The organism is Allobosea sp. 05T439 (assembly GCF_056396005.1).
In genome coordinates this window covers 1-24,639 of record NZ_JBFTKP010000032.1, presented here as the reverse complement: position 1 = coordinate 24,639, position 24,639 = coordinate 1, and the positions used below count along the sequence as shown (strand labels likewise).

General features: G+C 65.1%; 29 protein-coding genes. 20 read left to right on the top strand and 9 right to left on the bottom strand.

The annotated features are described in order from the left end of the window. Window positions 1-32 precede the first annotated feature (32 nt). The 11 genes from AC1DIO_RS26685 (at window position 33) to AC1DIO_RS26635 (ending at window position 9,808) form a co-directional block, all read left to right on the top strand. Complete coding sequence (locus AC1DIO_RS26685) at window positions 33-647, top strand: ribonuclease D (RefSeq protein WP_476854346.1); 615 nt, start codon at window positions 33-35, stop codon at window positions 645-647. Window positions 648-855: 208 nt separating this feature from the next. Next, complete coding sequence (gene lptC / locus AC1DIO_RS26680; RefSeq protein ID WP_441490210.1) at window positions 856-1,572, top strand: LPS export ABC transporter periplasmic protein LptC; 717 nt, start codon at window positions 856-858, stop codon at window positions 1,570-1,572. A 1-nt stretch (window position 1,573) separates the two neighbouring features. Then, a complete protein-coding gene (locus AC1DIO_RS26675) occupies window positions 1,574-2,371 on the top strand; it encodes an LptA/OstA family protein (protein WP_476775449.1) in 798 nt (265 codons plus the stop codon). Between the two features lie 144 nt (window positions 2,372-2,515). Further along, window positions 2,516-3,328 (top strand): LPS export ABC transporter ATP-binding protein, encoded by an 813-nt coding sequence (gene lptB, locus AC1DIO_RS26670; protein ID WP_476854345.1) that lies wholly within the window; start codon window positions 2,516-2,518, stop codon window positions 3,326-3,328. Between the two features lie 165 nt (window positions 3,329-3,493). Next, window positions 3,494-5,023: an RNA polymerase factor sigma-54 gene (gene rpoN / locus AC1DIO_RS26665; RefSeq protein WP_441507275.1), complete on the top strand. Its 1,530-nt coding sequence runs from the start codon at window positions 3,494-3,496 to the stop codon at window positions 5,021-5,023. 166 nt (window positions 5,024-5,189) lie between these two features. Further along, entirely contained in the window at window positions 5,190-5,777 is a 588-nt protein-coding gene (hpf, locus tag AC1DIO_RS26660) for a ribosome hibernation-promoting factor, HPF/YfiA family (RefSeq protein ID WP_476854344.1), read from the top strand. A gap of 85 nt (window positions 5,778-5,862) precedes the next feature. After that, window positions 5,863-6,324, top strand: a complete 462-nt coding sequence (gene ptsN / locus AC1DIO_RS26655; RefSeq protein ID WP_441507274.1) for a PTS IIA-like nitrogen regulatory protein PtsN — start codon at window positions 5,863-5,865, stop codon at window positions 6,322-6,324. 115 nt (window positions 6,325-6,439) lie between these two features. Continuing rightward, window positions 6,440-8,056, top strand: a complete 1,617-nt coding sequence (locus tag AC1DIO_RS26650; RefSeq protein WP_441507273.1) for a fumarate hydratase — start codon at window positions 6,440-6,442, stop codon at window positions 8,054-8,056. Beyond that, window positions 8,053-8,391 (top strand): hypothetical protein, encoded by a 339-nt coding sequence (locus AC1DIO_RS26645; protein ID WP_441507272.1) that lies wholly within the window; start codon window positions 8,053-8,055, stop codon window positions 8,389-8,391. The genes AC1DIO_RS26650 and AC1DIO_RS26645 overlap by 4 nt, the downstream gene beginning before the upstream one ends. Before the next feature lie 36 nt (window positions 8,392-8,427). Next, on the top strand, window positions 8,428-9,084 hold the full coding sequence (locus tag AC1DIO_RS26640; protein WP_441507271.1) for an MBL fold metallo-hydrolase: 657 nt from the start codon (window positions 8,428-8,430) through the stop codon (window positions 9,082-9,084). A 112-nt stretch (window positions 9,085-9,196) separates the two neighbouring features. Next, window positions 9,197-9,808 (top strand): LysE family translocator, encoded by a 612-nt coding sequence (locus AC1DIO_RS26635; RefSeq protein WP_476854343.1) that lies wholly within the window; start codon window positions 9,197-9,199, stop codon window positions 9,806-9,808. 182 nt (window positions 9,809-9,990) lie between these two features. Here the strand turns inward: AC1DIO_RS26635 and AC1DIO_RS26630 are convergent, their stop codons facing one another. The 3 genes from AC1DIO_RS26630 to efp all read right to left on the bottom strand — a co-directional run bounded on the left by AC1DIO_RS26630 (window position 9,991) and on the right by efp (window position 11,689). Next, a complete protein-coding gene (locus tag AC1DIO_RS26630) occupies window positions 9,991-10,476 on the bottom strand; it encodes a GNAT family N-acetyltransferase (RefSeq protein ID WP_441507269.1) in 486 nt (161 codons plus the stop codon). Between the two features lie 6 nt (window positions 10,477-10,482). Then, entirely contained in the window at window positions 10,483-11,001 is a 519-nt protein-coding gene (locus AC1DIO_RS26625; RefSeq protein WP_441507268.1) for a DUF1993 domain-containing protein, read from the bottom strand. A 94-nt stretch (window positions 11,002-11,095) separates the two neighbouring features. After that, window positions 11,096-11,689: an elongation factor P gene (gene efp, locus AC1DIO_RS26620; protein ID WP_441490200.1), complete on the bottom strand. Its 594-nt coding sequence runs from the start codon at window positions 11,687-11,689 to the stop codon at window positions 11,096-11,098. A gap of 91 nt (window positions 11,690-11,780) precedes the next feature. On the opposite strand from efp, the gene epmA reads away from it, so the two are divergent. From epmA to AC1DIO_RS26580, 8 genes are all read left to right on the top strand, one after another. After that, window positions 11,781-12,845, top strand: coding sequence for an EF-P lysine aminoacylase EpmA (gene epmA / locus AC1DIO_RS26615; RefSeq protein WP_476854342.1), 1,065 nt, complete (start codon window positions 11,781-11,783; stop codon window positions 12,843-12,845). After that, a complete protein-coding gene (locus AC1DIO_RS26610) occupies window positions 12,842-13,894 on the top strand; it encodes a lysine-2,3-aminomutase-like protein (RefSeq protein WP_441507266.1) in 1,053 nt (350 codons plus the stop codon). Before epmA ends, AC1DIO_RS26610 begins: the two co-directional genes overlap by 4 nt. A 32-nt stretch (window positions 13,895-13,926) precedes the next feature. Next, window positions 13,927-14,571 (top strand): DsbA family oxidoreductase, encoded by a 645-nt coding sequence (locus tag AC1DIO_RS26605; protein WP_441507265.1) that lies wholly within the window; start codon window positions 13,927-13,929, stop codon window positions 14,569-14,571. 70 nt (window positions 14,572-14,641) lie between these two features. After that, window positions 14,642-15,400 carry a hypothetical protein gene (locus AC1DIO_RS26600; protein WP_441507264.1) on the top strand — a complete coding sequence of 253 codons (759 nt, stop codon included), beginning with the start codon at window positions 14,642-14,644 and terminating at the stop codon, window positions 15,398-15,400. A gap of 25 nt (window positions 15,401-15,425) precedes the next feature. Then, window positions 15,426-16,010: a histidine phosphatase family protein gene (locus AC1DIO_RS26595; protein WP_441507301.1), complete on the top strand. Its 585-nt coding sequence runs from the start codon at window positions 15,426-15,428 to the stop codon at window positions 16,008-16,010. Beyond that, the gene (gene pyrF, locus AC1DIO_RS26590) at window positions 16,007-16,714 is read left to right on the top strand and encodes an orotidine-5'-phosphate decarboxylase (protein WP_441490195.1); all 708 of its coding nucleotides are present in this window, start codon (window positions 16,007-16,009) and stop codon (window positions 16,712-16,714) included. Before AC1DIO_RS26595 ends, pyrF begins: the two co-directional genes overlap by 4 nt. Window positions 16,715-16,755: 41 nt before the next feature. Continuing rightward, window positions 16,756-17,043 (top strand): DUF1330 domain-containing protein, encoded by a 288-nt coding sequence (locus AC1DIO_RS26585; protein WP_069877716.1) that lies wholly within the window; start codon window positions 16,756-16,758, stop codon window positions 17,041-17,043. Window positions 17,044-17,046: 3 nt separating this feature from the next. Continuing rightward, entirely contained in the window at window positions 17,047-17,355 is a 309-nt protein-coding gene (locus tag AC1DIO_RS26580; RefSeq protein ID WP_441490194.1) for a DUF1330 domain-containing protein, read from the top strand. Here the strand turns inward: AC1DIO_RS26580 and AC1DIO_RS26575 are convergent. From AC1DIO_RS26575 to AC1DIO_RS26550, 6 genes are read right to left on the bottom strand one after another with little or no spacing between them, the layout of a single operon-like run. Next, the gene (locus AC1DIO_RS26575; protein WP_441490193.1) at window positions 17,340-18,221 is read right to left on the bottom strand and encodes a glucosamine kinase nucleotide-binding domain-containing protein; all 882 of its coding nucleotides are present in this window, start codon (window positions 18,219-18,221) and stop codon (window positions 17,340-17,342) included. The two genes, AC1DIO_RS26580 and AC1DIO_RS26575, sit on opposite strands and share 16 nt — an antisense overlap. Then, window positions 18,218-19,477 carry a UDP-N-acetylglucosamine 1-carboxyvinyltransferase gene (gene murA, locus AC1DIO_RS26570; protein WP_441507263.1) on the bottom strand — a complete coding sequence of 420 codons (1,260 nt, stop codon included), beginning with the start codon at window positions 19,475-19,477 and terminating at the stop codon, window positions 18,218-18,220. The genes AC1DIO_RS26575 and murA overlap by 4 nt, the downstream gene beginning before the upstream one ends. After that, window positions 19,477-19,926 (bottom strand): GNAT family N-acetyltransferase, encoded by a 450-nt coding sequence (locus AC1DIO_RS26565; RefSeq protein ID WP_476767800.1) that lies wholly within the window; start codon window positions 19,924-19,926, stop codon window positions 19,477-19,479. The genes murA and AC1DIO_RS26565 overlap by 1 nt, the downstream gene beginning before the upstream one ends. Further along, window positions 19,923-20,741: an ABC transporter permease gene (locus tag AC1DIO_RS26560; protein ID WP_441507261.1), complete on the bottom strand. Its 819-nt coding sequence runs from the start codon at window positions 20,739-20,741 to the stop codon at window positions 19,923-19,925. The genes AC1DIO_RS26565 and AC1DIO_RS26560 overlap by 4 nt, the downstream gene beginning before the upstream one ends. Then, window positions 20,741-21,691, bottom strand: coding sequence for an ABC transporter permease (locus tag AC1DIO_RS26555; protein WP_441507260.1), 951 nt, complete (start codon window positions 21,689-21,691; stop codon window positions 20,741-20,743). The genes AC1DIO_RS26560 and AC1DIO_RS26555 overlap by 1 nt, the downstream gene beginning before the upstream one ends. Window positions 21,692-21,708: 17 nt before the next feature. After that, on the bottom strand, window positions 21,709-23,238 hold the full coding sequence (locus AC1DIO_RS26550; protein ID WP_441507259.1) for an ABC transporter substrate-binding protein: 1,530 nt from the start codon (window positions 23,236-23,238) through the stop codon (window positions 21,709-21,711). A gap of 153 nt (window positions 23,239-23,391) precedes the next feature. On the opposite strand from AC1DIO_RS26550, the gene AC1DIO_RS26545 reads away from it, so the two are divergent. Then, window positions 23,392-24,495, top strand: coding sequence for an anhydro-N-acetylmuramic acid kinase (locus AC1DIO_RS26545; RefSeq protein WP_476767798.1), 1,104 nt, complete (start codon window positions 23,392-23,394; stop codon window positions 24,493-24,495). Window positions 24,496-24,639 lie beyond the last annotated feature (144 nt).

Below are 24,639 nucleotides of genomic sequence, written 5' to 3'. Positions count from 1 at the left end.
CCCGCGTGTTTTGGCCCAGTGAGGTTCTTGTCATGACCATCCGTCTGCATCGCGGTKATCTGCCGGATGATTTCCTGCCGGGCTCCGTCGTTGCGATCGACACCGAGACGCTTGGTCTCAACCCGCATCGCGACCGGCTCTGCGTGGTCCAGCTCTCGCGCGGCGATGGCTCTGCCGATGTGGTCCAGATCCTTCGGGACGGTCCTGCGCCTGCGAACCTGATCCGACTGCTGTCGGACCCTTCCGTGCTGAAGCTGTTCCATTTCGCGCGGTTCGACGTTGCCGTTCTGAAGAACGCCTTCGGCGTCACCACCGGCCCGGTCTACTGCACCAAGATCGCCTCGAAGCTGGTGCGGACTTATACCGACCGGCACGGCCTGAAGGACCTTGTCAGGGAACTGCTCGGCATCGACTTGTCGAAGCAGCAGCAATCCTCGGATTGGGGCGCCGATACGCTGTCGGAGGCACAATTGGCCTATGCGGCTTCGGACGTGCTGCATCTCCACGCCCTGCGCGAGAAGCTCGAGGCCATGCTGGTGCGCGAGGGGCGCTCGCATCTCGCCGAAGCCTGTTTCAATTTCCTTCCGTTCCGCGCGGAGCTCGATCTTGCCGGCTGGGCCGAGAACGACATCTTCGCTCACGCTTGACAAATTCTAAGTCTTCTTGCGTCAGTCTCCACGCGAACGAAGCGCGTAGGGGCCCGCAGGTCGTTCGCCGGCTGACACGAAAAAGCCGTTAGCGACTGCCATTGCGCGGGGCATGACTGTGGCGATGACAACGGGCGACTGGACCGCCCCCGAATCGAAACGTGCGAGTCGACGTCGCGCTGCGTTCAAGGCAGCGCAGCGGCACACCATGCTCGTCCGCTTCCTCCGCCGCGCGATTCCCGTCGGTGCGGTCGTGGCCGTGCTCGGCCTGATCGTGACGCCGTTCCTGCATCCATTGTCTGGCGTCTCCGGCGTGTCGATCGGTTCCGTCGGCATTTCGGGCGGCAAGGTCAAGATGGAGTCGCCGCGCCTCTCGGGCTATCGCAAGGACAACCGGCCCTACGAGGTGACGGCGCTCGAAGCGCTGCAGGACATTCGCAATCCGACCGAAATCGAGCTGTCGACAATGACAGCCAGGATTCAGATGCAGCAGGAGGGCTGGGTCACGGTCAACGCCCGCACCGGCCTGTTCAACTCCCAGAAGGAGAAGCTGAAACTGGTCGATGACGTGAAGGTCCGTACCGAGTCCGGCTATGATATGCGGATGCGCAGCGCCGATATCGATTTCAAGGCGGGGACCGTCGTATCGCGGGAGCCGGTCAAGGTTCTGCTCGGTTCGACCACCGTCGAGGGCGATACCCTGGACGTGAAGGACAATGGCGCGCTGATCGTCTTCGACGGCCGTGTCCGAGTCGTGATAGAGAATGCACCGGCTCGCGCCTTGGCCGGACCTGAACGCGAAGGCAGCACGCCGGCTCCGGAACTGCTAGGACCGGTCAAGGCGCCTGCCGCGCCGAACCGGGAACCGGCAGCGGTCGACGGTAGTTCTCCGGGCAATGCCCCTGCAACTGGGACGAGACAGTGATATGCGGTCCGCATTCGAAGCTGCATCAGTGAATCCTGCGATGTCGAAGGGCTGGCAGCCGGTATGGCTACTTGCGGCAGCGCTGAGTCTTTCATGCGTTGCCGAGGCGGTCGCCCAGACCCCGCAGCCACGCTCCGATGCCTCCAAGGTTGCGCAGGCGACACCGCCTGCGGCTGGAAAGGCCAAGCCCGCCCGCGGCGGCGGGGGGGCGAATTCGCCTCTTGGCGGCCTTGGTGGCGACAGCAAGGAGCCGATCAAGATCGATGCTGACAAGCTCGATGTGCTCGACAAGGAAAATCGCGCGGTCTTCACCGGCAATGTCGTGGCGGTGCAGGGCGAGACCACGGTGCGGTGCTCGGTCATGACCGTGTTCTACGAGGGGCGCGGCGCTGGGACCGTACCAGGAGCATCGCGTCCTGCAACGCCGGCGCCAGCCGCAGCGGGGGGCGCGCCGCAATCCAATGATAGCAGCATCAAGCGCATCGAATGCGATGGTCCGGTGACCGTGGTCTCGAAGACGCAGGCTGCGACCTCAGACAAGGCGGTGTTCGACCGCGCCAACAACAAGGTCATCATGACCGGGAATGTCGCCCTGAATGACGGGCCGAACATCACCCGTGGCGAGCGACTGGTCTATGACACGGAGACCGGCGTCGCCAATATCGAGAACAACAAGGGGCGCGTGCAGGGCTTCTTCGTTCCGAATTCCGGCGAGGCCGGCAAGGACGCGGGCAAGAACACTCCGCCCAAGCCCGGTGCCGCGGCCCCCGCTCGCCCGGCGAGCCCGCCGACCAACTAGCCGCTCCGGTCCGGCGCATGCCGGGCCGACTGCCTTTCACATCAGCGAGCCCTGCTCTCAGTGACAGTCCATTCCATGCCGCAATCCGACAGTTCGACCCTGCCCGCTCAGGCTACGGCACCCCGGAGCGAGCAAAGCCCCGGCATGTTCGGGCGCTTGCGCGGACTGTTCGGCGCAAAGGCGCKGGACAGCGAGGCCGAGCCGGCAACATCATCTGCCGCATCGATCGGTGGACCGGGTATTCTCGCTGTCAGCGGCCTGCGCAAGAGCTATGGCGGCCGCACGGTGGTGAGCGAGGCGAGCCTCTACGTCCGGCAGGGCGAAGCGGTGGGCCTGCTCGGTCCAAACGGCGCCGGCAAGACCACGATCTTCTACATGGTCACTGGTCTGGTGCCCGCCGATCTCGGGGTCATTTCGCTGGAAGGCAACGATATCACCGGCTTGCCGATGTATCAGCGCGCGAGGCTTGGAATTGGCTACCTGCCGCAGGAGGCCTCGATCTTTCGTGGCCTCACTGTCGAGGACAACATCCGGGCCGTCCTTGAAGTCGTGGAGCCGAACCGCAAGAGCCGTGAGCGTCAGCTCGATACGCTTCTGGAAGAGTTCACGATCTCTCGCCTGCGCAAGGCTCCTTCCATCGCGTTGTCGGGCGGCGAGCGCCGCCGTTGCGAGATCGCCCGCGCCCTGGCCGGGCGGCCGTCCTTCATTCTTCTCGACGAGCCCTTCGCCGGCATCGATCCGATCGCCGTTGGCGACATTCAAGCGCTGGTGCGCCAGCTGACCGATCGTGGCATCGGCGTACTGATCACCGACCACAATGTCCGTGAGACGCTCGGCCTCGTCGATCGCGCCTATATCATCCATTCCGGCCGCGTGCTCACCGAGGGCTCTCCGGCCGAGATCATCGCCAATCCGGACGTCCGCCGTGTCTATCTCGGCGAGGATTTCAAGCTCTGATCCAGCCGGCCGTGATGCCGCTGCCATAATCTCGGCAGAATGCTGCACTGCATTAATTTCTCTGCACAAAGCGCGTGCAGAGGCTTTGACGCGCCCGCGTTGCGCGGCTAGGCTTTGTTCCGAAGGCAAGAAACATGCCGAGGCGGATGAGAGGTCAAGAGCGCAATGGCGATGATGCCGCGCATGGAGCTGCGCCAGGGACAGTCCCTGGTGATGACGCCGCAGCTGCTGCAGGCGATCAAGCTCCTGCAACTCTCGCATCTCGAACTTCAGAACTTTGTCGAGGGTGAGCTGGAGCGGAATCCGCTGCTGGAGCGCGACGACGCGCCTGAGGCTCCTATACAGCTCAATGGCGGCGATAGCCCCCTGGCGGCTGATCCAGAGAGTTTTGCGCGTGCCGAGAGCCTGAACACCCAGGACGGCATGGAAGGCCGGCTCGGCACCGGGCTCGACAACGTCTTCCAGGGTGAACAGCCGACAATCGCCCGCCTCGACACGAAGGGGGCCGACAGCCTGCCGATCACCGGCGGCGCCTATGGCGGCTCCGGTGGTTCGTTCGAGGACGGGTCGGAAGGCTTCGAGTCCAGCCTGACCTCGGAACTGTCCCTGCGCGATCACCTCAGCGCACAGCTCGATCTCGCGATGACCGATCCTGCGGAGCGACTGATCGGCAGCCACCTCATCGATGCGGTCGATGATTCCGGCTATCTCGGCGAGCCGGTGCCTGAGATCGCAGAGCGGCTCGGTGTGAGCACGGACAAGGTCGAGCACGTGCTTGGCGTCATCCAGGGCTTCGACCCCTCCGGTGTCGGGGCGCGCGATGTTCGCGAATGCCTGTCGATCCAGCTGCGGGAGCGCGACCGCTTCGACCCGGCCATGCAGGCTCTGGTCGCCAACCTCCATCTTGTCGCCAAGCGTGATTTCTCGGCGCTCAAGCGCATCTGCGGCGTCGACGATGAGGATATCGCCGACATGGTCGCAGAAATCCGCAGGCTTGACCCCAAGCCTGGACGGGGTTTCGGCGGCTCGGCGGCCGAGACCGTCGTTCCGGATGTCTTCATCAGGCCGGCGCCGGACGGTTCCTGGCTGGTCGATCTCAATCCGGATACCCTGCCGCGCGTGCTGATCAACCAGACCTATCATGCCCGCGTCTCCCGGGCGGCGCGGAACGACCTGGACAAGGCCTTCATCGCCGAATGCCTGCAGACGGCGAACTGGTTGACGCGTAGCCTCGAGCAACGCGCCCGCACCATCCTCAAGGTCGCAAGCGAGATCGTGCGCCAGCAGGATGGCTTCTTCGCGCATGGCGTCGAGCATCTGCGGCCGCTGAACCTGAAGACGGTCGCGGATGCCATTGGCATGCACGAATCGACAGTCTCGCGCGTCACCTCGAACAAATATCTGATCTGTTCGCGCGGTGTGTTCGAGATGAAATATTTCTTCTCGGCAGCGATCGCCGCGACCGGTTACGGCGAGGCGCATTCCGCGGAAGCCGTTCGCTTCCGCATCAAGCAGATGATCGACGACGAAGTCCCCGCCGAGGTGCTGTCCGACGACGCGATCGTCGCCCGGTTGAAGGAAGGCGGCATCGATATTGCTCGGCGCACCGTGGCGAAATACCGCGAGTCCCTGCGCATTCCGTCCTCTATGGAGCGTCGGCGCGAGAAGGTGGCGATGGCGCTGGGAGGGCGCTGAACCCGCTCGGCTTTTTCTCCGCCCGAGTGAGCCCGATCGGATGCCTTTCGCTGCCGTCGGCTGGCGGCGACTATTCCGCAGCGCTCATTGACAATGGCGACTCCCCGTCCTTACCTCAGTGAGATGATCGATCACTGATCATGGCGACAAGAAGGGGAAGCACTCCATGAGCTTGCGAATCTCCGGCAAGAATCTCGATGTCGGCGAGGCCCTGCGGGGCCAGGCMGAGGAGCGCGTGGCCGCCGCCCTCAGCAAGTATTACGAGGGCGGATATCAGGGCCATGTCACCGTCGACAAGGACGGTACCGCCTTCCGGACGGACGGGGTCTTGCATCTCTCCTCCGGCATCACACTCGAAGCGTCCGCTACGGCGCATGATCCGTATGCGAGTCTCGACAAGATGGCGGAGCGCATTGAGAAGCGGTTGCGTCGGTACAAGCGGCGGTTGAAGGATCGCTCATCCGCAATGAATGGTCGTGCCTCCGGGGTGGAAATCCCCAGCTATGTGATTGCGGCCCCTGATGATGAAATCGAGGAGGCTGAGGCCGTTTCTGGCGGTGACAACCCTGTTATCGTGGCGGAATCGACCAAATCCTTCCACGAATTGACCGTTAGTGATGCAGTCGCCGAGCTTGACCTCACTGGTGCGCMMGTCGTGATCTTCCGCCATGCTGGCAATGGGCGGATGAACGTCGTATACCGCCGCCGCGATGGCAACATCGGCTGGATTGACCCGCCGGCCTCGCTGTCTTGAGCCCCGGCAGGCGGTAGCCCCGGTTATCACTCCTGACCCGTGGCGCTGGGTGAGAACCCGGCACGGGACATGCATGGACTGGCGCATGACCCTCACTGATCTTCTGACGCCCGCAGCCGTGGTCTCCCCGCTGCGGGCCAATGGCAAGAAGCAGGCGCTGCAGGAACTGTCCCAGCACGCCTCCGTGCTCACTGGGCTGCCTGAGCGCGAGCTTTTCGAGGCCCTGCTGCAACGAGAACGCCTTGGCTCGACCGGGATTGGCGACGGCATCGCGATCCCCCACGGGCGCATGCCTGGAATCGACCGGCTCGTCGGGCTGTTCGCCCGCGCCGAGAAGCCGATCGATTTCGAGGCGCTGGATGGCCAGCCCGTCGATATCATTTTCGTGCTGATCGCGCCGGAAGGGGCGGGGGCTGATCATCTGAAGGCGCTTGCCCGCGTCGCGCGCGTCCTGCGCAATCAGGCCGTGCTGGAGCAGGTGCGGCGCGCCCATGACCCGGCCGCCATCTATGCGATCCTGGCGGAGACCGCCGCGAAGGCTGCCTGACACTGGAACCGTTCAAGCCTGGGCTTGGACTGGAGGGCGCAAGCCGCTATGACGCCGGCATGACCGGCGCCGCATGCTGTAGCCGCGGCGCATCCTGTTTCGGAGCCAGTTCCTCATGGCCTACACGCATGTCGATCTCTTCCCTCTCGGCGAGGACAAGACCCCCTATCGCAAGCTCGGCGACGCGGGCGTCACAGTCGAGACGATTGGTGACCGCGAGGTCCTGAGCGTTTCGCGCGAAGCGATCCGCCAGCTCAGCGAACAGGCCTTCATCGACATCAACCACCTGTTGCGCCCGGGCCATCTTGCCCAGCTGGCCAAGATCCTCGACGACCCCGAGGCGACCTCGAATGACAAGTTCGTTGCCTTCGATCTCTTGAAGAACGCCAATATCGCGGCTGGCGGCGTGCTGCCGATGTGCCAGGACACCGGCACCGCGATCATCATGGGCAAGCGCGGTCGCAAGGTCTGGACCGATGGCGATGATGAGTCGGCGCTGGGCGAGGGCGTGGCCGATGCCTACTACAAGCGCAATCTGCGCTATTCGCAGGTCGCGCCCCTCTCCATGTTCGAAGAGAAGAACACGGCGACCAACCTGCCGGCGCAGATCGATATCTATGCCGAGGGAGAGGACGCCTACAAATTCCTCTTCGTGGCCAAGGGCGGCGGTTCGGCCAACAAGACTTTCCTGTTCCAGGCGACGCCCTCGCTCCTCACCAAGGACCGCATGATCGCGTTCCTGAAGGAGAAGATCCTGACGCTGGGCACGGCCGCCTGCCCGCCCTATCACCTTGCCATCGTCATTGGCGGCACCTCGGCCGAGCAGAATCTCAAGACCGTCAAGCTCGCCTCGACCAAATATCTCGACGAACTTCCGACAAAGGGTTCTCCCTCGGGGCACGCTTTCCGCGATCTCGAGATGGAGGAGGAGATTCACAGGCTGACGCAGTCGCTCGGCGTCGGTGCACAGTTCGGCGGCAAGTATTTTTGCCATGACGTTCGCGTCATCCGCCTGCCGCGTCACGGCGCCTCGCTGCCGATCGGCCTTGGCGTGTCCTGCTCGGCCGATCGCCAGGCCAAGGGCAAGATCACCCGGGAGGGCATCTTCCTCGAGGCTCTCGAGACCAATCCGGCCAAGTACCTGCCTGAGGTCGAAGACGCGTCGCTCGGTGGCGATGTCGTCAAGGTCGATCTCAACCGGCCGATGAGCGAAGTCCTCGCGACGCTCAGCAAATACCCGGTCAAGACCCGGCTTTCGCTGACCGGCACCATCGTCGTCGCCCGCGATTCGGCCCATGCCAAGATTCGTGAGCGGCTCGAGAACGGGCAGGGCATGCCCGATTATTTCAAGAACCATCCGGTCTATTACGCCGGTCCGGCCAAGACGCCCGAGGGTTTGGCCTCCGGCTCCTTCGGTCCGACGACGGCCGGGCGCATGGATTCCTTCGTCGATCAGTTCCAGTCCTTCGGTGGCTCGATGGTCATGCTCGCCAAGGGCAACCGCTCCTCGGCGGTGCGCGAGGCTTGCGCCCGGCATGGCGGCTTCTATCTCGGCTCGATCGGCGGCCCGGCGGCGCGCCTCGCTCAGGACTGCATCCGCAAGGTCGAGATCCTGGAGTATCCGGAGCTCGGCATGGAGGCGGTCTGGCGCATCGAGGTCGAGGATTTCCCCGCCTTCATCGTCATCGACGACAAGGGCAACGACTTCTTCAAGGAGCTGAACCTCGGATGATGCGGCTTTCGGCTGGCCTTGCCCTGATCCTTGTTCTCGCGGCGCCTCCCGTCCTGGCGCAGGGGAGGGCTGGCGCTCCGGCGGACTGCCAGCGGGATCTCTTCCAGAACGAGGCCGGCATGCGCCGTGAACTCACCCGCCTGCAATCTGCCGGCACAGCCGACCAGGCCACGCAATGCCGCGTCTGGCGCGAGCATGTCACCTATCTTCAGGGCGCGCGCTCCGTCTTCGCAACCTGCCAGGCTGGACGGCAGCGCGAGGAGAATGTCGCGCAGATGGACACCTCCATCTCCGAATACCGGGTGCTTCTCGCCAATCGCTGCAAGGCGCGCTGAGCAGGTGCCCACCCCTTACGGAAAGGCAAAGATCGCATGACCGAGCAGGCTGCCACCCCCCTGAATGTCGCCGTCGTACCGGTGACTCCGTTCCAGCAGAATTGCTCGGTCATCTGGTGCACCCGCACCAAGGAAGCAGCGGTGGTTGATCCCGGTGGTGATGTCGACCGCATTCAGGACGCGCTGAAGGAACTCGGCGTCAAGCCGGTCGCGATCTGGCTGACCCATGGCCATATCGACCATGCCGGCGGTGCGGCCGATCTTGCCGATGCGCTCGCTGTGCCGGTCATTGGTCCGCATGAGGCCGACAAGTTCCTGCTCGACGACCTGCCGGCTTCGGGGCTGCGCTTCGAGATGCGCGGCATTCGTCCGGTCACGCCGACGCGCTGGCTTGCCGAGGGCGAAACGGTGTCGATCGGCGATGTCGCCTTTTCGGTGCAGCATGTGCCCGGCCATACGCCCGGCCATGTCACCTTCTTCCAGAAGGACGCGCATTTCCTGCTTGCGGGCGATACGGTGTTCGCAGGCTCGGTGGGGCGCACCGATTTTCCCTATGGCAGCCATGAGACGCTGATTGCCGGCATCAAGGCCAAGCTCCTGCCGCTGGGCGACGATGTCCAGTTCCTGCCGGGACACGGGCCGGCGAGTACGCTCGGTGAGGAGCGGCAGAACAACCCATTCCTGCAGGATTGAGGGCACAGGCGCTCCGCGCCCGGTGCTCGTACAGGTTGTGGAGGGCGCGCGCCACAGCGATTGACGTAAGGGCGTAGCTCACTAGTTTGGCGGCATAGCACGGAGCGCCGCCATGAGCCTCGAATTCCTAATCACCTCCCTCATCATCGTTGCCTCGCCGGGCACGGGCATGATCTACACCGTGGCAGCGGGCCTCTCGCGGGGCGCGCGCGCAAGCGTCGTCGCGGCCTTCGGGTGCACGCTCGGCATCGTGCCCCACATGCTCGCGGCGATCATGGGATTGGCGGCGCTGCTGCACACGAGCGCGCTTGCCTTCCAGATCTTCAAATATCTCGGTGTGGCCTACCTGCTCTACATGGCCTGGAACACACTCCAGGAACGCGGGGCCCTGCAGGTCGAGCAGAAGGTCGACACGCGCTCTGCACTGCGCGTGACGATCGATGCGGTTCTGGTCAACCTGCTCAATCCGAAGCTCTCGATCTTTTTCTTCGCATTCCTCCCACAGTTCGTCAGCGCGGATGCGACCAATCCCATGCCGGAAATGCTCGCGCTGAGCGGCGTGTTCATGCTGCTGACCTTTGTGGTCTTCGTGGTCTATGGGTTGTTGGCAGCGTCTGTCCGCAACCACGTCATCTCCCGGCCGCAGGTGATGACCTGGATGCGGCGCATCTTTGCCGGCGCCTTCGTTGCACTCGGTGCGAAGCTTGCCGTGGCGGATCGCTGAAACCTGCGTCCCGGGGCCCTCGGGCCCCGGAAACGCCAACGGCCATGTCCAGAACGGGCGCGCGTACATCCGGCGTCACACGTTCGGCTCATGGCCGTCTTCAACGAGGATGGAGGACAGTGGAACGCCCTCGACATCGCCGTGAACATCAAATGGGGAGGGGCTGTCCCGATTTCAAGGGCTTATGACGCGCTCGGCCGCCATTCATAGAGAATGTCCGGCTCTCCTTCGACATTTCGGCAGCCATCGTTCATGTCGATGGTCTTGAAGCCGTGCTTCTCGTAGAAGGCGCGGGCGCGTGCGTTGCGCTGGAAGCAGAAGAGATGCAGCCGCTGTGGGCTGCGCTCCCTGGCCTTGGCGAGGAGCTGTGAGCCGAAGCCTTGCCGATAGTGACCGGGCTTCAGATAGAGTTGATCGAGATCGTCGCCGTCGAGCGCCATGAAGCCGACGACCTCGTCGCCCAACCGGGCAACCCAGTTCTCGCCGCGCGCCAGGCGATCATGGATGATCCAGTCGCGCACTGCCTCATCGCTATGGACTCGGCGCAGCCAGGGCAGTGCATCAGCCCGGGCGGCGAGGTAGAGATCGGCGATGGCGGCGGCGTCCGACGCAGCCGCGCGCCCGATAATGGCCAGGTCGCCCGATTTCGTCGAGACAGCCGCGGCCATCAGGCGTTACGCCTCGAAGACGTCGGCGAGGAAGTCGCGCTTGCCGATGTCAAATCCGTTCTCGCGCAGGATCGCGTAGGCGGTGGTGGCATGGAAATAGAAATTGGGCACGGCAAAGCGGGTCAGATAGGCCTCGGCCGTCATCGTGACCGTCTGCTGCGGACCGCGCGGGAAGGTAACGTCCTTGCCGATGCCGCTTTCGAGGGCGGCATCGTCGATGCTCTGCACGAAGGCGAGCGTCTTGGCGATCCGCTCCTTCAGTTCCGGGAAGGTCTTCTCCTCATCCGGGAATTTCGGGTTCTCGCCGGCGCTCACGCGCGCCGCAGCATTCTTGGCGAAGTCGCAGGTGAGCTGGATCTGTCGGGTGAAGGGCAGCATGTCCAGCGCCAGGCGGCTGTTGAGCAGGACCTCGGGCTGGATCTTGCGGGCTTCCGCCTGCGCCACAGCCTTGTCGAGAATGGCGTCGAGCGCCTTCAGGGTCTGGATAATGCCCGCGAAGGCGGCGGCATGAACGGAAATCGGCATGATGCAGGATCCCTCAAAAACGAAACGGGCCCGGAAGGGCCCGTTCCACTATCGATAATACTGCTGGCCCGTCGATGACAGGGGCAGGGCTGCATCAGTCCTTGGCGCGCTCGACATAGGAGCCGTCAGCCGTCATCACGACGATGCGGGTGCCGGGTCCGATGTGGGGCGGCACGGCGGTGCGCACGCCGTTGGTCAGGATCGCGGGCTTGTAGGAGGACGAGGCAGTCTGACCCTTGGTCACCGGCTCGGTCTCGGCAACCTCGACCGTGACGCGCTGCGGCAGCTCGATTGCGACAGCCTTGTCCTCGAAGACCGAGAGAGAGACCTTCATGCCTTCCTGCAGATAGGGCGCCGTGTCGCCGACCACGGAGTTGTCGACATGGATCTGGTCGAAGGTCTCGGGGTTCATGAAGACGTACTGTTCGCCGTCCTGGTAGAGATAGGTGAAATCCCGGTCTTCGACATAGGCGCGCTCGACCTGCTCGGTCGTCTTGTAGCGCTGCGTCATCTTCACGCCGTCGGAGATGCGGCGCATGTCGATCTGCGTCGTCGGGGTGCCCTTGCCGGGAAAGAAGCTCTCAGCCGAGATGACGGAGCAGAGATGCCCGTCGAGTTCGAGAACGTTGCCCTTGCGAACGGAGCTGGCGATGACCTTGACCACGTGAGTTTCCTTGCTGGTGCGCATCGAGCGCGCGCGCTATGCGGATTTCGTCGCCGCGGAACTACCGCATTCGCGGGCGAAACGGAAGCTTGCAGAGATTCTTAACCGAGGTTCGATGGTCGAKGGACATCCGCCCTGGTGGCGGCGGGACATTCATGCCGACCGCCGGCCCGCATTGCTGGCGCGCGGACGCATCAAGGCAGCGCTGAGACGCTGGTTCGAGGCGCGCGACTTCATCGAGGTCGAGGCGGCGATCCTGCAGGTCTCGCCGGGCAACGAGACACATCTGCACGGCTTCGCGACCGCGCTGATCGACGATGCCGAGGGCGTGCATCCCTATTACCTGCACACGTCCCCGGAATTCGCGGCCAAGAAGCTGCTGGCGGCCGGCGAAAGCCGTATCTTCGATTTCGCCCGGGTGTTCCGCAATCGCGAACGCACGGCGCTGCACCATCCCGAATTCACCATGCTGGAATGGTACCGCGCCGGCGAGGATTACGACGCGCTGATGGCCGATGCCGCGGCTCTGCTGGCCGAGGCGGCCCGCACCGCTGGCGCAAGTCAGCTGCACTGGCGGGGGCTGGTCGCCGATCCTTTCGCCGAACCCGAGCGCCTGACCCTGCATGATGCCTTTGTCCGACATGCCGGCATCGAGCTGCTCGCGACCATCGCGGAGAACGGGGCGACCGATCGAGAGGCTCTCGCCGCAGCTGCGCTGGCTGCCAATATCCGGCTTGCTGGGGACGACAGCTGGTCTGACATTTTCAGCCGGGTTCTCTCGGAGAAGATCGAGCCGCATCTTGGTCGCGGTTGCGCCACCATCCTTTGCGAATACCCGATCTCGGAGGCGGCCCTGGCGCGGCCGAAGCCGGACGATCCGCGTGTCGCCGAGCGTTTCGAGCTCTATGCCTGTGGTGTCGAGCTTGCGAATGCCTTTGGCGAACTGACGGACCCGGCCGAACAGCGTCGGCGGTTCGAGGCGGACATGGACGAGAAGCAGCGCATCTACGGCGAACGCTACCCGCTCGATGAGGATTTCCTCACAGCGCTGGATGCGATGCCTCCGGCCTCCGGCATCGCGCTCGGCTTCGATCGGCTGGTGATGCTCTGCACCGGTGCGCGCCGGATCGAGGACGTGCTCTGGACGCCGGTAGCCGAAGCGGGCAGGACACGCCGATGACCGCCCATACCCCTCTTCGCAGCATCGACGCGCTTGTGGCGCGGGGGCTTGTCGTGCCGGCGCGGCGTGAGGCGCTGGATGCGGTTGCCGAACGTTACGCCGTTTCCGTCACTCCCGCGATCGCGGCATTGATCGACCCGTCCGATGCGGCCGATCCGATCGCGCGCCAGTTCATCCCCGATGCGGCGGAACTGCTGACCATGCCGCAGGAAATGGCCGACCCGATCGGAGACGACGCGCATTCGCCGGTCGAGGGGGTGGTTCATCGCTATCCCGACCGCGCGCTGCTGAAGCTCGTCCATGCTTGCCCGGTCTATTGCCGCTTCTGCTTCCGGCGCGAGATGGTCGGCCCCGGTGGCGCCTCGCTTGCCGGAGAGAAGCTCGACGCGGCGCTGGCCTATCTCGCGTCGCGGCCGGAGATCTGGGAAGTCATCATGACGGGGGGCGACCCGTTCATCCTCTCGGCGCGCCGCGTGCGCGAGGTCGCCAAGCGGCTGGCGGCGATCCCGCATATCAAGGTGACGCGCTGGCACACGCGGGTGCCGGTGGTCGACCCCGAGCGGATCACGGCCGATTACGCCCGCGCCCTGCGCGTGCCCGGCAAGGCGAGCTACATCGCCATTCATGCCAACCATCCGCGCGAATTCACGCCGGCGGCGCGTACCGCGATCGCGCGCCTCGCCGATGCCGGCCATGTCCTGCTCAGCCAGAGCGTGCTGCTCAAGGGTGTCAATGCCGATATCGAGACCTTGGCTGCGCTCATGCGCGCCTTCGTCGAGAACCGGGTGAAGCCCTATTACCTGCACCATCCGGATCTCGCACCGGGCACCTCCCATTTCCGGCTGTCTCTGGCGGAGGGACAAGCGCTCGTCAAAAGCCTGCGAGGCCATCTTTCGGGCCTGTGCCAGCCGACCTATATCCTCGATATTCCCGGAGGGGCCGGCAAGATTCCGGTCGGTCCATCCTTCCTTTCGGGCTGCGAGATGCCGGGCGCCGAGGCGCAGGCTGAAGACCGTTTCGGTACGCAGCATTCCTACCCGCCAGCTTGAGTACCAGCGCGGCGCATCGCCAAGGAGCGATCATGCAAGAGAAAATGCCCATCGCCATCGTGTCGGATGTGGTCTGCCCGTGGTGCTTCATCGGCAAGGCGCGGCTCGAGACGGCGCTGGCCAATCACGGCCTGACCGACCGCGTCGCCATCACCTGGCTGCCCTATGAACTCAATCCGGACATGCCTGCGGAAGGTGCGGACCGGGCGAGCTATCTCGATGCCAAGTTCGGGCCCGGCAAGCGCAAGGAAATCGAGATCAGGCTCTCGGAAGCGGCACTCGAAAGTGGTGTGACGTTCAACTGGTCGAAGGTCATGCGTACGCCCAACACCCGTATGGCCCATATGCTGATCGCGGCCGCGTCCACCGTGCAGCGCGGCAGTGAGATGAAGGCAGCCCTGTTCAAGGCCTATTTCCAGGACGGGCGAGATATCGGCGATCTGGAGACGCTGGTGGCGATCGCGACCGAACTCGGGTTCGAGGAAAATGCGGCTCGCGACGAACTCACCAATGATGAATTGCGTGAGACGATCATCGGCCTCGAGGCCCACGCCCAGAAGGTCGGGGTGACCGGGGTGCCTTTCTTCATTGTCGACGGCAAGCTCGCGGTTTCGGGCGCGCAGACGCCGGATGTCTGGACCAAGGTCTTTGCCCAGCTTGCGCGCGAGACGGCGTGAGCGAGAATATCTCCGGTTTTCGTTTGCCTCCGCGCTGGTCTAGAAGGGGCCGGCGGGGGGCAGAGTCGAGATGAGATCGGACGCGACGACACGGGCCGTTACGACTGCGGACGGCCGATTGACGATCGAGGGCGAGCGCAATGCGTTCGTACAGAGCCCGGCCCGGCACCTCCTTCTTGAAACGGGGCCGCTCGATGTGGTCTCAGGCTATGCCAGCCAGAACGGTTCGCTCGGTTCCGCTGCTAGACTTCGCGGATTTGGCTCCCTGGGGCGCGATTGGCTCGGGCGTGCCGGATTTGCGGACCGTGCTCAGCACGTCGCGCTGAGCATACGGGCCCTTCCTGAAACCGGCGAAGGCAAGATGCTGCTCAGGCTGGGTTTTGACGACGAAGCGGATGCTCCGCATGCCGGGGCCTTTTCGGCCGATCTTTTCGTCTCCGCACCGGTCTATGCCGAATTGAAGAGCGATCTGCAGGCGGGCCTGGTCGATGCCATCTCGATCTCGGCGGCGACCAATCTCTGGATCAGCGATGCCGATCGCGATCCGCCGGCCGGCGGCCCTGTGACCTGGTATCTCGGTATCGAGGCGGACGGTCGCACGAGTGGCAGTGCCAAGGGGCTGGTGCAGAGCCTGAGCTGGTCTCAGCGCGGGCGCAGGCAGGAAGAGCCGCATCCGGTGCTTGCTGTCCATCCCACTGGAGCTGCGGGTGAAGACCCGGAGGACGGTATCGAGTTCCGCAAGCTGCGCCAGATGACCGTGCTCAATCGCTGGATGATGAATCTGCTGATTGCGCTGATCGCCATCATGTTCGTGCTGGCTTTGAAGTGATGTTCATGTGCGAAGGTCCGATGTGATGGGTGTCGTCCGCTATCTCAGCCACCCCCAGGTCAAGATTGATCCAGCCGTGCCTGTGCCCGATTGGGGGCTGTCGGATATCGGCCGGGCACGGGCCCAGGCCTTTGCGGCTGCGCCTGGGCTCGTCGGAACCCGGCTCGTCGTCTCGTCGGCCGAGCGCAAGGCGATCGAGACGGCCGAATGCGTCGCGGAGCAGCTCGGCCTCACCGTCAAGATCCGCGAGGCCATGCACGAGAACGATCGGTCGGCCACGGGTTTCCTGCCGCCGTCGGAATTCGAGAAGGTGGCCGACGAGTTCTTCGCCAATCCCGAGCTGAGCGTTCGCGGCTGGGAGCGTGCGCTCGATGCGCAGTTGCGGATCGTTCGGGAAACAGAAGCCGTACTGGCCGCGGCGGGGGATGGCGACATTCTGCTCGTCGGCCATGGCGGGGTCGGCACCTTGCTGCTCTGCGCTACGTCTGGCTGGCCGATCAAGCGCCTGCGCGATCAGCCCGCAGGCGGTGGCAATCTCTTCGCATTCGACGTAACGACGCGAATCGTGCAGCACGGCTGGCAATCGATTGAGGAGTTCGCAGCGTTATGACCGCCAAGATCAACGATCTTCGTGACCGCATGATCGTGGCGCTCGACGTGCCGACGATCTGGGACGCCTACCGCATCGTGTCCGAACTGGGCGATGGGGCGAGTTTCTACAAGATCGGCTACCGCCTCGCCTTTGCCGGCGGGCTCGACCTGTCCCGTCAGCTGATCTCGGAGGGCAAGAAGGTCTTTCTCGACCTCAAGCTGCACGACATCGGCAACACGGTCACCGAGGGGGTCGATTCCCTGACCAAGCTCGGCGTCACCTTCCTCACCGTCCACGCCTATCCGCAGACCATGCGCGGAGCGGTCGAGGGGCGGGCCGACTCCGATCTGAAGCTGCTCGCCGTCACCGCGCTCACCTCCTACGATGATGGCGATCTGCGCGATGCCGGCTACGGCCTCGCCGTGCGCGATCTCGTGCGCCTGCGTGCCCAGCAGGCCCGCAGCGCGGGCATCGACGGTATCGTCTGCTCCGCCGCCGAGACCGAGATCGTGCGCGACATCATTGGTCCCGACATGGTCATCGTGACGCCCGGCATTCGCCCCGCGGGAAGTGCCGCCGGCGACCAGAAGCGGACCCTGACGCCCGGCGAGGCGATCCGCGTCGGCGCCGACTATCTCGTCATCGGGCGCCCCATTATCCGCGCGGCTGACCCGCGTGCGGCGGCTGCCGCGATCATGGACGAGATCGCCGCGGCTTCGTAGTCTGGCCGGATCAGGTTTCAACCAAAGAACGGAAGCTGGAAATGCCCAAGGGATATGTCATCGGTCGCGCCATGGTCTCCAACGCGACGCTCTGGGCGGTCTACGCCGCCAAGGCCTCCGAGGTGATCAAGCAGTATGGCGGTACGCCGATCGTGCGTGGCGGCCAGATGACGGTGGCCGAAGGCGAGGGCCGGGCCCGCAACGTCGTCATCGAATTCAAGGATTTCGAGACGGCCAAGGCCTATGCGAATTCGCCGGAATATGCTGCGGCCCGCAAGGAGCGCGAAGGCGCTGGCGAGATCGATCTCGTTGTCGTGGAAGGGCTCTGAGCCATGGCGAAGGGATATTGGGTCGCCCGCGTCGATGTCGAGGATCCGGAGGCATACGCCAGGTATCGCACCCTGAATGCCATCGCCTTCGCCAAATTCGGCGCGAAGTTCCTGGTGCGTGGCGGCGAGTACAAACTCGCGCGCGGCGAGGGACGCAAGCACAACGTCGTCATCGAGTTCAAGGACGAGGCAACGGCGCGCGCCTGCTACGAGTCGCCTGAATACCAGGAGGCGACCAAGCATCTGGCGCAGGCGGGTCAGTCCGACCTCGTCATCATCGGGGGCTATGACGGGCCTCAGCCCGGCGCGTGATGCCTCCGCACCAGCGATAGCGCGCCTGCAATCGCATCGCCTCTGACGGCGGAGAGCCTGCGCCTGACATCGGGCGCAAGCCAGGCCTCCATCGCGGAGGACAGGCCGCCGATCAGCGCAACGCGTGGCACCTCGCGCTCGAACAAGGTGCGCACCATGGCGTCGATCAGGGCCGCGCCATTCTGCATGATGGCCCGGGCATGCGAGTCGCCGAGGTCCGCATGGCGCAGCACCAGGGGCGCGAGCGTCGCGTAATCCGTGGCGTGGGCCTTGTCCATCCAGGCGATGACCTCGAACGGATCGCCCTGGAACCTGGCCAGGACGTCCGTCGTGAAGCGCGTTTGCGGCTCCCGGCCGTCATGGGCACGCAGCGAGACGCGAATGGCGGCAAGGCCGAGATCGGCGCCGCTGCCCTCGTCACCAACCGGGAAGCCGTAGCCGCCAATCCGAATCTCGCGTCCGTCGACGCGGGCGAGGCCGATCGAGCCGGTGCCGATGATGATGATCCCACCGTCCTCACCGGCATGAGCGCCAAGGCAGGCGCCGAGCCCATCGCTCTCGAAGACTGTGACGGCGAAGGGGCTTGTCCAGCCTGCAAGCTCCTCCTGCATGCCCTTGCGGCCGATGCCGGCAAGGCAGATTCCGGCGCGGACCCGACTGAACTGATCCTCGCTGAGGCCAGCCTCGCTCATCGCGCCGCGCGCTGCCTGCATCACCGCGGCAAGCGAGGCCTCCAGACCGAGACGGAGCGAGGCCGGCCCCGCGATGCCCGAGCCGAGCACCTCTCCCTGGGCGGTCTCGAGCCGGCAGCGGCAGCCAGTGCCGCCGCCATCGACACCAAGATACAGATCGGCCACAGCGCTCATGCGCCGACCCGTTCGATATCGGCGCCGCAGCGCCTGAGCTTGCGGTCGAGAGCCTCATAGCCGCGGTCGAGATGGTAGATGCGGCTGACCACGGTCTCGCCCTCGGCAGCGAGCCCTGCGAGCACGAGGCTGACCGAGGCGCGCAGGTCGGTCGCCATGACCGGCGCCGCCTTGAGCGCTTCGACGCCGCGCACCATGGCGCTGGTACCCTTCAGCGTGATGTCGGCGCCGAGCCGGACCAGCTCCGGGACATGCATGAAGCGGTTCTCGAACACCGTTTCGCGGATCAGCGAGGTACCGTCCGCCACGCTCATCAGCGCCATGAACTGCGCCTGCAGATCGGTCGAGAACCCGGGATAGGCCTGGGTCATGATGTCGATGCCGGTGAGACGGCCTGGCCGCGACACCATCAGCCCGCGATCGGTCGGCCAGAGTCTGACGCCGGCGGCTTCGAGCGCTTCGCCGACGGCTGCGAGATGTTCGAGCCGTGCGCCGACCAGTTCGAGTTCGCCGCCGGTGATCGCGGCCGCAACCGCATAGGTGCCTGCCTCGATGCGGTCGGCGACGATCTCATATGTCGCTGGCCTGAAGCTCTGGGCGCCCTGGACCTGCAGGCGATGGCTGCCGATACCCTCGATCCTGACGCCCATTGCGACGAGGCAGCGGGCGAGGTCGAGGACCTCCGGTTCCTTCGCCGCGTTGACGATCTCGGTTTCGCCGCTGGCAAGGCCCGCCGCCAGCAAGGCGGTTTCGGTGGCTCCGACCGAGGAGAAGGGAAAGACGATGCGCGCGCCGCGCAGACCGGCGGGAGCATTTGCCTCGATATAGCCGCCGGCGACGCTGATTTCGGCGCCGAGGGCCTCAAGCGCCTTCAGGTGAAGGTCGACCGGGCGTGCGCCGATCGCGCAGCCGCCGGGCAGGGAGACGCGGGCATGGCCGAAGCGGGCGATGAGCGGCCCCAGCACCAGAATGGTCGCGCGCATCTTGCGGACGATGTCATAGCTCGCATCCCGCGGCGCGGCTTCGCTGGCGTTGAGCGTCAGCGCATCCGCCGCGCGCCCGGAGAAGCTGACGCCGTACCCTTCCAGCAGGGCCTGCATTGTCCCGATATCGACCACATCAGGCAGGTTGCGCAGGGTCAGTGGCTTGTCGGAGAGGAGCGCGGCTGCAAAGGCAGGCAAGGCGGCATTCTTGGCGCCGCGGATATCGACGGTTCCGGACAGCCGCTGGCCGCCGCGGATCAGGAGCTTGTCCATCAGGGGGCCTCTTGCGCGCGTTCGGGGGACTTCTCATAGCGCAGGAAGCGGTGCTCCGCGCCGGCGAAATCGCGGCTGTACTCGCTGGCTCGATGCCAGCCAGCCCGCTCATAGAAGCGTCGCGCGCCCATATTGGCCGCGAAGACCTCGAGCGAGCAGGCGCCATTCGCCTCGGCATGGGAGAGCAGGGCTGCTCCATGGCGGCGGCCGGTCTCGGCCACGAAAAGCATGATGACATGACCGTCGAGCAGCAGCAGGACGCCTCTGACGCCGCCATCGTCCAGGACTGTGAGATGCTCCAGGTCCCGTTCGAACCGGGCCTCGAAATGCGCAACGTCATAGGTCGACGCCGCATCGCCGATGATGGGACGGAAGCTGGTCTGATAGGCTTGCGCAAGGATGGCTGCCGCCGGAGCGATATCGCCAGGCTCTGCCTTGCGGATGATCACGACCGGCCCCGCAGACGGGGATCGAGTTCATCGCGGAGCGCGTCGCCGAGCAGGTTGAAGCCGAGCGAGAGGAAGAGGATGCCGAGCCCGGCGAAGATCGCGTTCCAGGGCGAGAGCAGCACGAAATTGCGCCCTTCCGCCAGCATCAGCCCGAGCGAGGGCGTCGGCGGCTGGGTACCGAGGCCGAGGAAGGAGAGCGAGGCCTCGACCAGGATGGCGGCCGACAGCAGCAACGAGGTCTGGACCAGGATCACGGAGGCCAGATTGGGCAGGATATGGCGCAGCATGATGCGCAGGTCCGAGGCGCCGATCGAGCGGATGCCGGCGACGAAGTCGCTCTCGACCAGAACGAGGGCCGGGCCACGGATCAGTCGTGCGAAGATCGGCACATAGACGACCGCAATCGCGATGGCGGCGCTTTCCGTTCGCGGCCCGAGCATGGCGATGATGCCGATGGCGAGCAGCATCACGGGAAAGGCGAAGAGAATGTCCATCAGCCGCATCACGATGCGCTCGCACCAGCTGCGATAGAAGGCTGCGAGGAGGCCGAGGCCGCCCCCGACGAGCAGCGCGAGGCCGACGGCGATGCCGCAGGCGATCAGGGCGGTGCGGTAGCCATAGAGGATGCGCGCCAGGATATCGCGGCCGAGATGATCGGTGCCAAGCCAATGCGCGAGGCTCGGCCCCTTCAGGCGGGCGACGATGTCCTGGGCGAGCGGGTCATAGGGCGCAATCAGGGGGGCGGCGAGCGCCAGCACGATCTGCAGCGTGACGATGATGCCCGCTGCGATGGCGATACGGCGGCTCTGGCTCATCACGTAGTCCTGAGCCTTGGGTCGATCAGCGCATAGGCGAGATCGACCAGGGCGTTCACCAGCACGAAGCCGACGGTGACGATGAGGATGGTGGCCTGGACCAGCGGGTAGTTCCGCTCGGCGATGCCGCCGAGGATCAGCCGCCCGAGGCCCGGAATCGAGAAGACCTGCTCGACCACGATCGCGCCCCCAAGCAGATAGCCCGTCATGATGCCGACGCTGGTGACGAAGGGAATGAGCGCGTTGCGGAGCGCATGCCGGTAGAGCACCGCGGTCTCCGAAAGCCCCTTGGCGCGGGCCGTGCGGATATAGTCCTGGCTGAGCGCGTCGAGCATCGCTGTGCGGACAAGGCGCGACAGATTGGCAAGGATCGGCAATGCCAGCGCGATCGCCGGCAGCAGCAGCCGCTGCAGGTTACCGAGCGGGTCCTCGCTGAACGGGACATAGCCGAGCGAGGCGAAGCTTGGGGCCAGGCTTGCCACGGTGATCAGCATGACGATGCCGAGCCAGAAGGACGGGATGGTGAGCCCCGCGATCGCGCCGATGCGCAGGACGAGATCAGCCCGTCCGCCGCGCCAATGCGCCATCAGGCAACCGACGGGCACAGCGAGGCCGGCGCCGATGACGAGCGCCAGCACGGTGAGCTGCAGGGTCGGCCAGATCTGGGCCGTGATTTCCTGGAGCACCGGCCGGCCGGTCCAGATCGAGGTGCCGAAGTCACCGTGGAGCGCTCGCCCGAGCCAGCTCAGATATTGCTCGAGCAGCGGCCGGTCGAGCCCGAGTTCGCTGCGCATCGCCGCAACGCGTTCCGGCGTCACTTCGGTATTGGCGCCGAGCATGATCGCGACCGCATCGCCCGGGATCAGCCGGATCATCATGAAGACGATCACGGAGATTCCGAAGAGCACGATCGCGAGGTCGAGGCAGCGCTGGAGCAGATGGCGGAGCATGCCTCGACCGTGCCGGATCAGCGCAGGCTGGCGCGGCCGAGCGAGACCAGCGAGCGGTTGGCGTAGATGTCATAGCCCTGCAGGTTGCCGCGCACGGCGCTGAACAGGGTGGGATAGGCGATATGGGCCGCCGGGCCCGAGCAACCGAGGATCTTTTGCGCGTCGCGATACGCCGCCTGCCGCGCTGGCTTGTCGAGTGTCGCGCGGCCCTTGTCGAGCAGCGCATCGAGCTCGGGGTTGCTGTACTTGAAGACGTTGGTCGATCCTCCCGTGCGGAACGCGCGGTAGAAATAGTCGTCGGGCTCGATGCTGCCGGCATTGGTCGAGGCGAAGAGGTCGAAATTCGAGTTGCGCCAGTCCTGTACGAACTGGCCTAGCTCGGGGTTCTTCAGCTCCACCTTGAAGCCGGCCTTGCCGAGCTGCTGCTGCACGACCTGGGCGATGTCGCGGATGTCCTGCCGCGGCAGGACCGTCATGCTGACCGAGATCGGCGTGGCGATGCCGGCTTCCTTGAGCAGTGCCTGGGCCTTGGCCGGATCATGCGTGTAGCAGGGCAGGTCCTTCACATCGACCGCCCAGTCCTTCAGCACGGGAGGCAGCGGGGCAGCCGGTGCACCGCTGCCGAACAGCGCTGCGTCGATGATCTCCTTGCGGTTCAGGGCGTAGTTCAGCGCCTCGCGCACCTTCGGATTGTCGAAGGGCGGCTTGGAGACGTTCATGCCGATCAGCGTGTAGGCGAGCTCCATCGTCTCGCGGATCGCCACATTGGGCTTGCCCTTGAGCTGAAGCGCGGTGGCTGCATCGATATGCGGCAGCAGCGCGAACTGGCCATTGCCGATTCCGACCTGGCGCGTGGCCGCTTCGGGAACGAAGTTGAACTTGACGCCTGCAAGCTTCACCTCGGCCGCATTCCAGTAGCCGGCATGCTTGGCGAGTCGGATGAAGCCGTTCGGCTGCCATTCCTCGAACTTGAACGGGCCGGTGCCCATCGGCGCGCGCTGCAGCGCGTCCTTGTTGCCCTCGAGCCCGCGTGGGACGATCGCGATGCCGGTCAATGATGCGAGCAGCGGGGCCGACGGCTCCTTGAGCTTGAGCTTGAGCGTGGTCGCGTCGACGGCCGTTGCGCTTTCCAGCGCTCCGAGGCGGCTCGCGAGCGGCGAGCCGACATCCTTCGAGAGCACCCGCCGCAAGGACGAGGCGGCGTCTTCCGCTTCCATCGGCTTGCCGTCATGGAAGGTCACGCCGGAGCGGAGCTTGAAGGTCACGGTCTTGCCGTCGGCGGACGCGGTCCAGGACTCGGCCAGGCCGGGGATGATGTTGAGGTCCTTGTCGAGCGCGGTCAGTCCTTCATAGATCGGGCCGAGCACGAGCTGCGACGAGGCGAAGGCTGTGACGATATGGGGATCGAGCCCTGCGGGAGAAGCCTCGACGGCGACCTCGAGCACCTGGGCGGACGCAGCACCGGCGATCAACGCGAAGGCCGTGGCAGCGATGCTGCTGCGCAGCGCGCGGCATCGTCCCGAACCCTGCTTCATGGCGCGATACATGGCCCATCCCTCCCGGCAGACGGCGCATTCTCGGGCGCTCGTGCGATCAGTTTCGCATATGGACCACTTAGGGACCAATCTGGACAACGCTTAGCCGATCGCCTAGAGCCAGTGCAAGCCTTGAAGCTTGCCATGGGCATTAGGGAACGGAAGATGCGCGATCTGGCCAAGCAGACACTGACCGCGATCGGCGTGATCAGCGGCACGTCGATGGACGCGATCGACGTCTCCATCGTCGAGAGCGATGGCCGCGAGACGCTCCGCTTCGGCGCCGGCGCTTCCTACCCTTATCCGGCACAGACGCGGCGTGAACTTCAGGCTCTGATTGCCGAGGCCGAACGAGCGGTCAAGGAACCGCTGCTCGAGCTGGAGGCGGCTGTCACCGCCGCCCATCTCGATGCGGTCAGGCGCTTCATGGCCGAACAGGCGCTCGATCCGCAGAGCATCGACCTCGTCGGCCTGCATGGCCAGACCGTCTACCACCGGCCGGAAATCCGCTTCACCCGCCAGCTCATCGACGGGCCGGCGGTTGCAAGAGCGCTTGGCGTCCCGACCGTCGATCGCTTCCGCTACGCCGACGTTGCGGCGGGCGGCGAGGGGGCTCCCTTCGCGCCGCTCTATCACCGTGCGCTGGCGCAGGGGCTGGAGCAGCCCGTGATGGTGCTGAACCTCGGTGGCGTCGGCAATGTCACCTATATCGACGGCGACGACGTGATCGCGTTCGACACCGGTCCGGCCAGCGCGATCCTTGACGATTTCGTCTTGCGGCGGTTGGGCCGTGAATACGATGCCGGCGGGGCACTGGCGGCGAGCGGGCAGATGCGTGAGGACCTCGTGGCAGATTTCATGGCGAATCCGTTTTTCGAACGCCCAGCGCCGAAATCTCTGGACCGCAATGATTTTCATCGCCGCGCCAAGGGCGTGGAAGCTCTCTCCGACGCCGATGGCGCCGCAACCCTCGCCGCCTTTACGGTGGAAAGCGTGGTCGCCGCGCTGCGTCATGTGCCGAAGGCGCCGAGGCGCTGGCTGGTCACGGGCGGCGGTCGCCTGAACAGTCATTTCATGGCGAGGCTGCATGAGCGCCTCGGTGTGCCGGTCGAGCCCGTAGAGGCTGCTGGCTGGGCTGGCGATGTCATCGAGGCGCAGACCTTCGGTTATCTCGCGATCCGCTCGGTCAAGGGCCTGCCGCTCAGCCTGCCCGGCACGACCGGCGTGCCGGAACCGCTGACCGGCGGGCGGCTCAACCTGCCGAGCTAGGCTCAGGACCTATTAATTTTGCTTGAGATGTGATTCACGGTGTCCTGGAGGATGCCGTGATGGATGATTTGTTTCTGCTGAGCGAGCGGCAGATGACGCGGATATCGCCGCATTTTCCGCTGTCGCATGGCGTGCCACGGGTTG

What these genes read in the sequence shown, in the direction of transcription:
- AC1DIO_RS26545 (WP_476767798.1), top strand. Translation starts at nt 23,392, where the DNA reads ATGCGCGATCTGGCCAAGCAGACACTGACCGCGATCGGCGTGATCAGC.
- AC1DIO_RS26635 (WP_476854343.1), top strand. Translation starts at nt 9,197, where the DNA reads ATGAGCCTCGAATTCCTAATCACCTCCCTCATCATCGTTGCCTCGCCG.
- AC1DIO_RS26555 (WP_441507260.1), bottom strand. Translation starts at nt 21,691, where the DNA reads ATGCTCCGCCATCTGCTCCAGCGCTGCCTCGACCTCGCGATCGTGCTC.
- AC1DIO_RS26625 (WP_441507268.1), bottom strand. Translation starts at nt 11,001, where the DNA reads ATGCCGATTTCCGTTCATGCCGCCGCCTTCGCGGGCATTATCCAGACC.
- murA (WP_441507263.1), bottom strand. Translation starts at nt 19,477, where the DNA reads ATGGACAAGCTCCTGATCCGCGGCGGCCAGCGGCTGTCCGGAACCGTC.
- AC1DIO_RS26585 (WP_069877716.1), top strand. Translation starts at nt 16,756, where the DNA reads ATGCCCAAGGGATATGTCATCGGTCGCGCCATGGTCTCCAACGCGACG.
- rpoN (WP_441507275.1), top strand. Translation starts at nt 3,494, where the DNA reads ATGGCGATGATGCCGCGCATGGAGCTGCGCCAGGGACAGTCCCTGGTG.
- AC1DIO_RS26645 (WP_441507272.1), top strand. Translation starts at nt 8,053, where the DNA reads ATGATGCGGCTTTCGGCTGGCCTTGCCCTGATCCTTGTTCTCGCGGCG.
- efp (WP_441490200.1), bottom strand. Translation starts at nt 11,689, where the DNA reads ATGCGCACCAGCAAGGAAACTCACGTGGTCAAGGTCATCGCCAGCTCC.
- AC1DIO_RS26550 (WP_441507259.1), bottom strand. Translation starts at nt 23,238, where the DNA reads ATGTATCGCGCCATGAAGCAGGGTTCGGGACGATGCCGCGCGCTGCGC.
- AC1DIO_RS26560 (WP_441507261.1), bottom strand. Translation starts at nt 20,741, where the DNA reads ATGAGCCAGAGCCGCCGTATCGCCATCGCAGCGGGCATCATCGTCACG.
- AC1DIO_RS26640 (WP_441507271.1), top strand. Translation starts at nt 8,428, where the DNA reads ATGACCGAGCAGGCTGCCACCCCCCTGAATGTCGCCGTCGTACCGGTG.
- AC1DIO_RS26605 (WP_441507265.1), top strand. Translation starts at nt 13,927, where the DNA reads ATGCAAGAGAAAATGCCCATCGCCATCGTGTCGGATGTGGTCTGCCCG.
- AC1DIO_RS26630 (WP_441507269.1), bottom strand. Translation starts at nt 10,476, where the DNA reads ATGGCCGCGGCTGTCTCGACGAAATCGGGCGACCTGGCCATTATCGGG.
- pyrF (WP_441490195.1), top strand. Translation starts at nt 16,007, where the DNA reads ATGACCGCCAAGATCAACGATCTTCGTGACCGCATGATCGTGGCGCTC.
- AC1DIO_RS26580 (WP_441490194.1), top strand. Translation starts at nt 17,047, where the DNA reads ATGGCGAAGGGATATTGGGTCGCCCGCGTCGATGTCGAGGATCCGGAG.
- AC1DIO_RS26595 (WP_441507301.1), top strand. Translation starts at nt 15,426, where the DNA reads ATGGGTGTCGTCCGCTATCTCAGCCACCCCCAGGTCAAGATTGATCCA.
- AC1DIO_RS26600 (WP_441507264.1), top strand. Translation starts at nt 14,642, where the DNA reads ATGAGATCGGACGCGACGACACGGGCCGTTACGACTGCGGACGGCCGA.
- ptsN (WP_441507274.1), top strand. Translation starts at nt 5,863, where the DNA reads ATGACCCTCACTGATCTTCTGACGCCCGCAGCCGTGGTCTCCCCGCTG.
- AC1DIO_RS26675 (WP_476775449.1), top strand. Translation starts at nt 1,574, where the DNA reads ATGCGGTCCGCATTCGAAGCTGCATCAGTGAATCCTGCGATGTCGAAG.
- AC1DIO_RS26575 (WP_441490193.1), bottom strand. Translation starts at nt 18,221, where the DNA reads ATGAGCGCTGTGGCCGATCTGTATCTTGGTGTCGATGGCGGCGGCACT.
- AC1DIO_RS26610 (WP_441507266.1), top strand. Translation starts at nt 12,842, where the DNA reads ATGACCGCCCATACCCCTCTTCGCAGCATCGACGCGCTTGTGGCGCGG.
- AC1DIO_RS26650 (WP_441507273.1), top strand. Translation starts at nt 6,440, where the DNA reads ATGGCCTACACGCATGTCGATCTCTTCCCTCTCGGCGAGGACAAGACC.
- lptC (WP_441490210.1), top strand. Translation starts at nt 856, where the DNA reads ATGCTCGTCCGCTTCCTCCGCCGCGCGATTCCCGTCGGTGCGGTCGTG.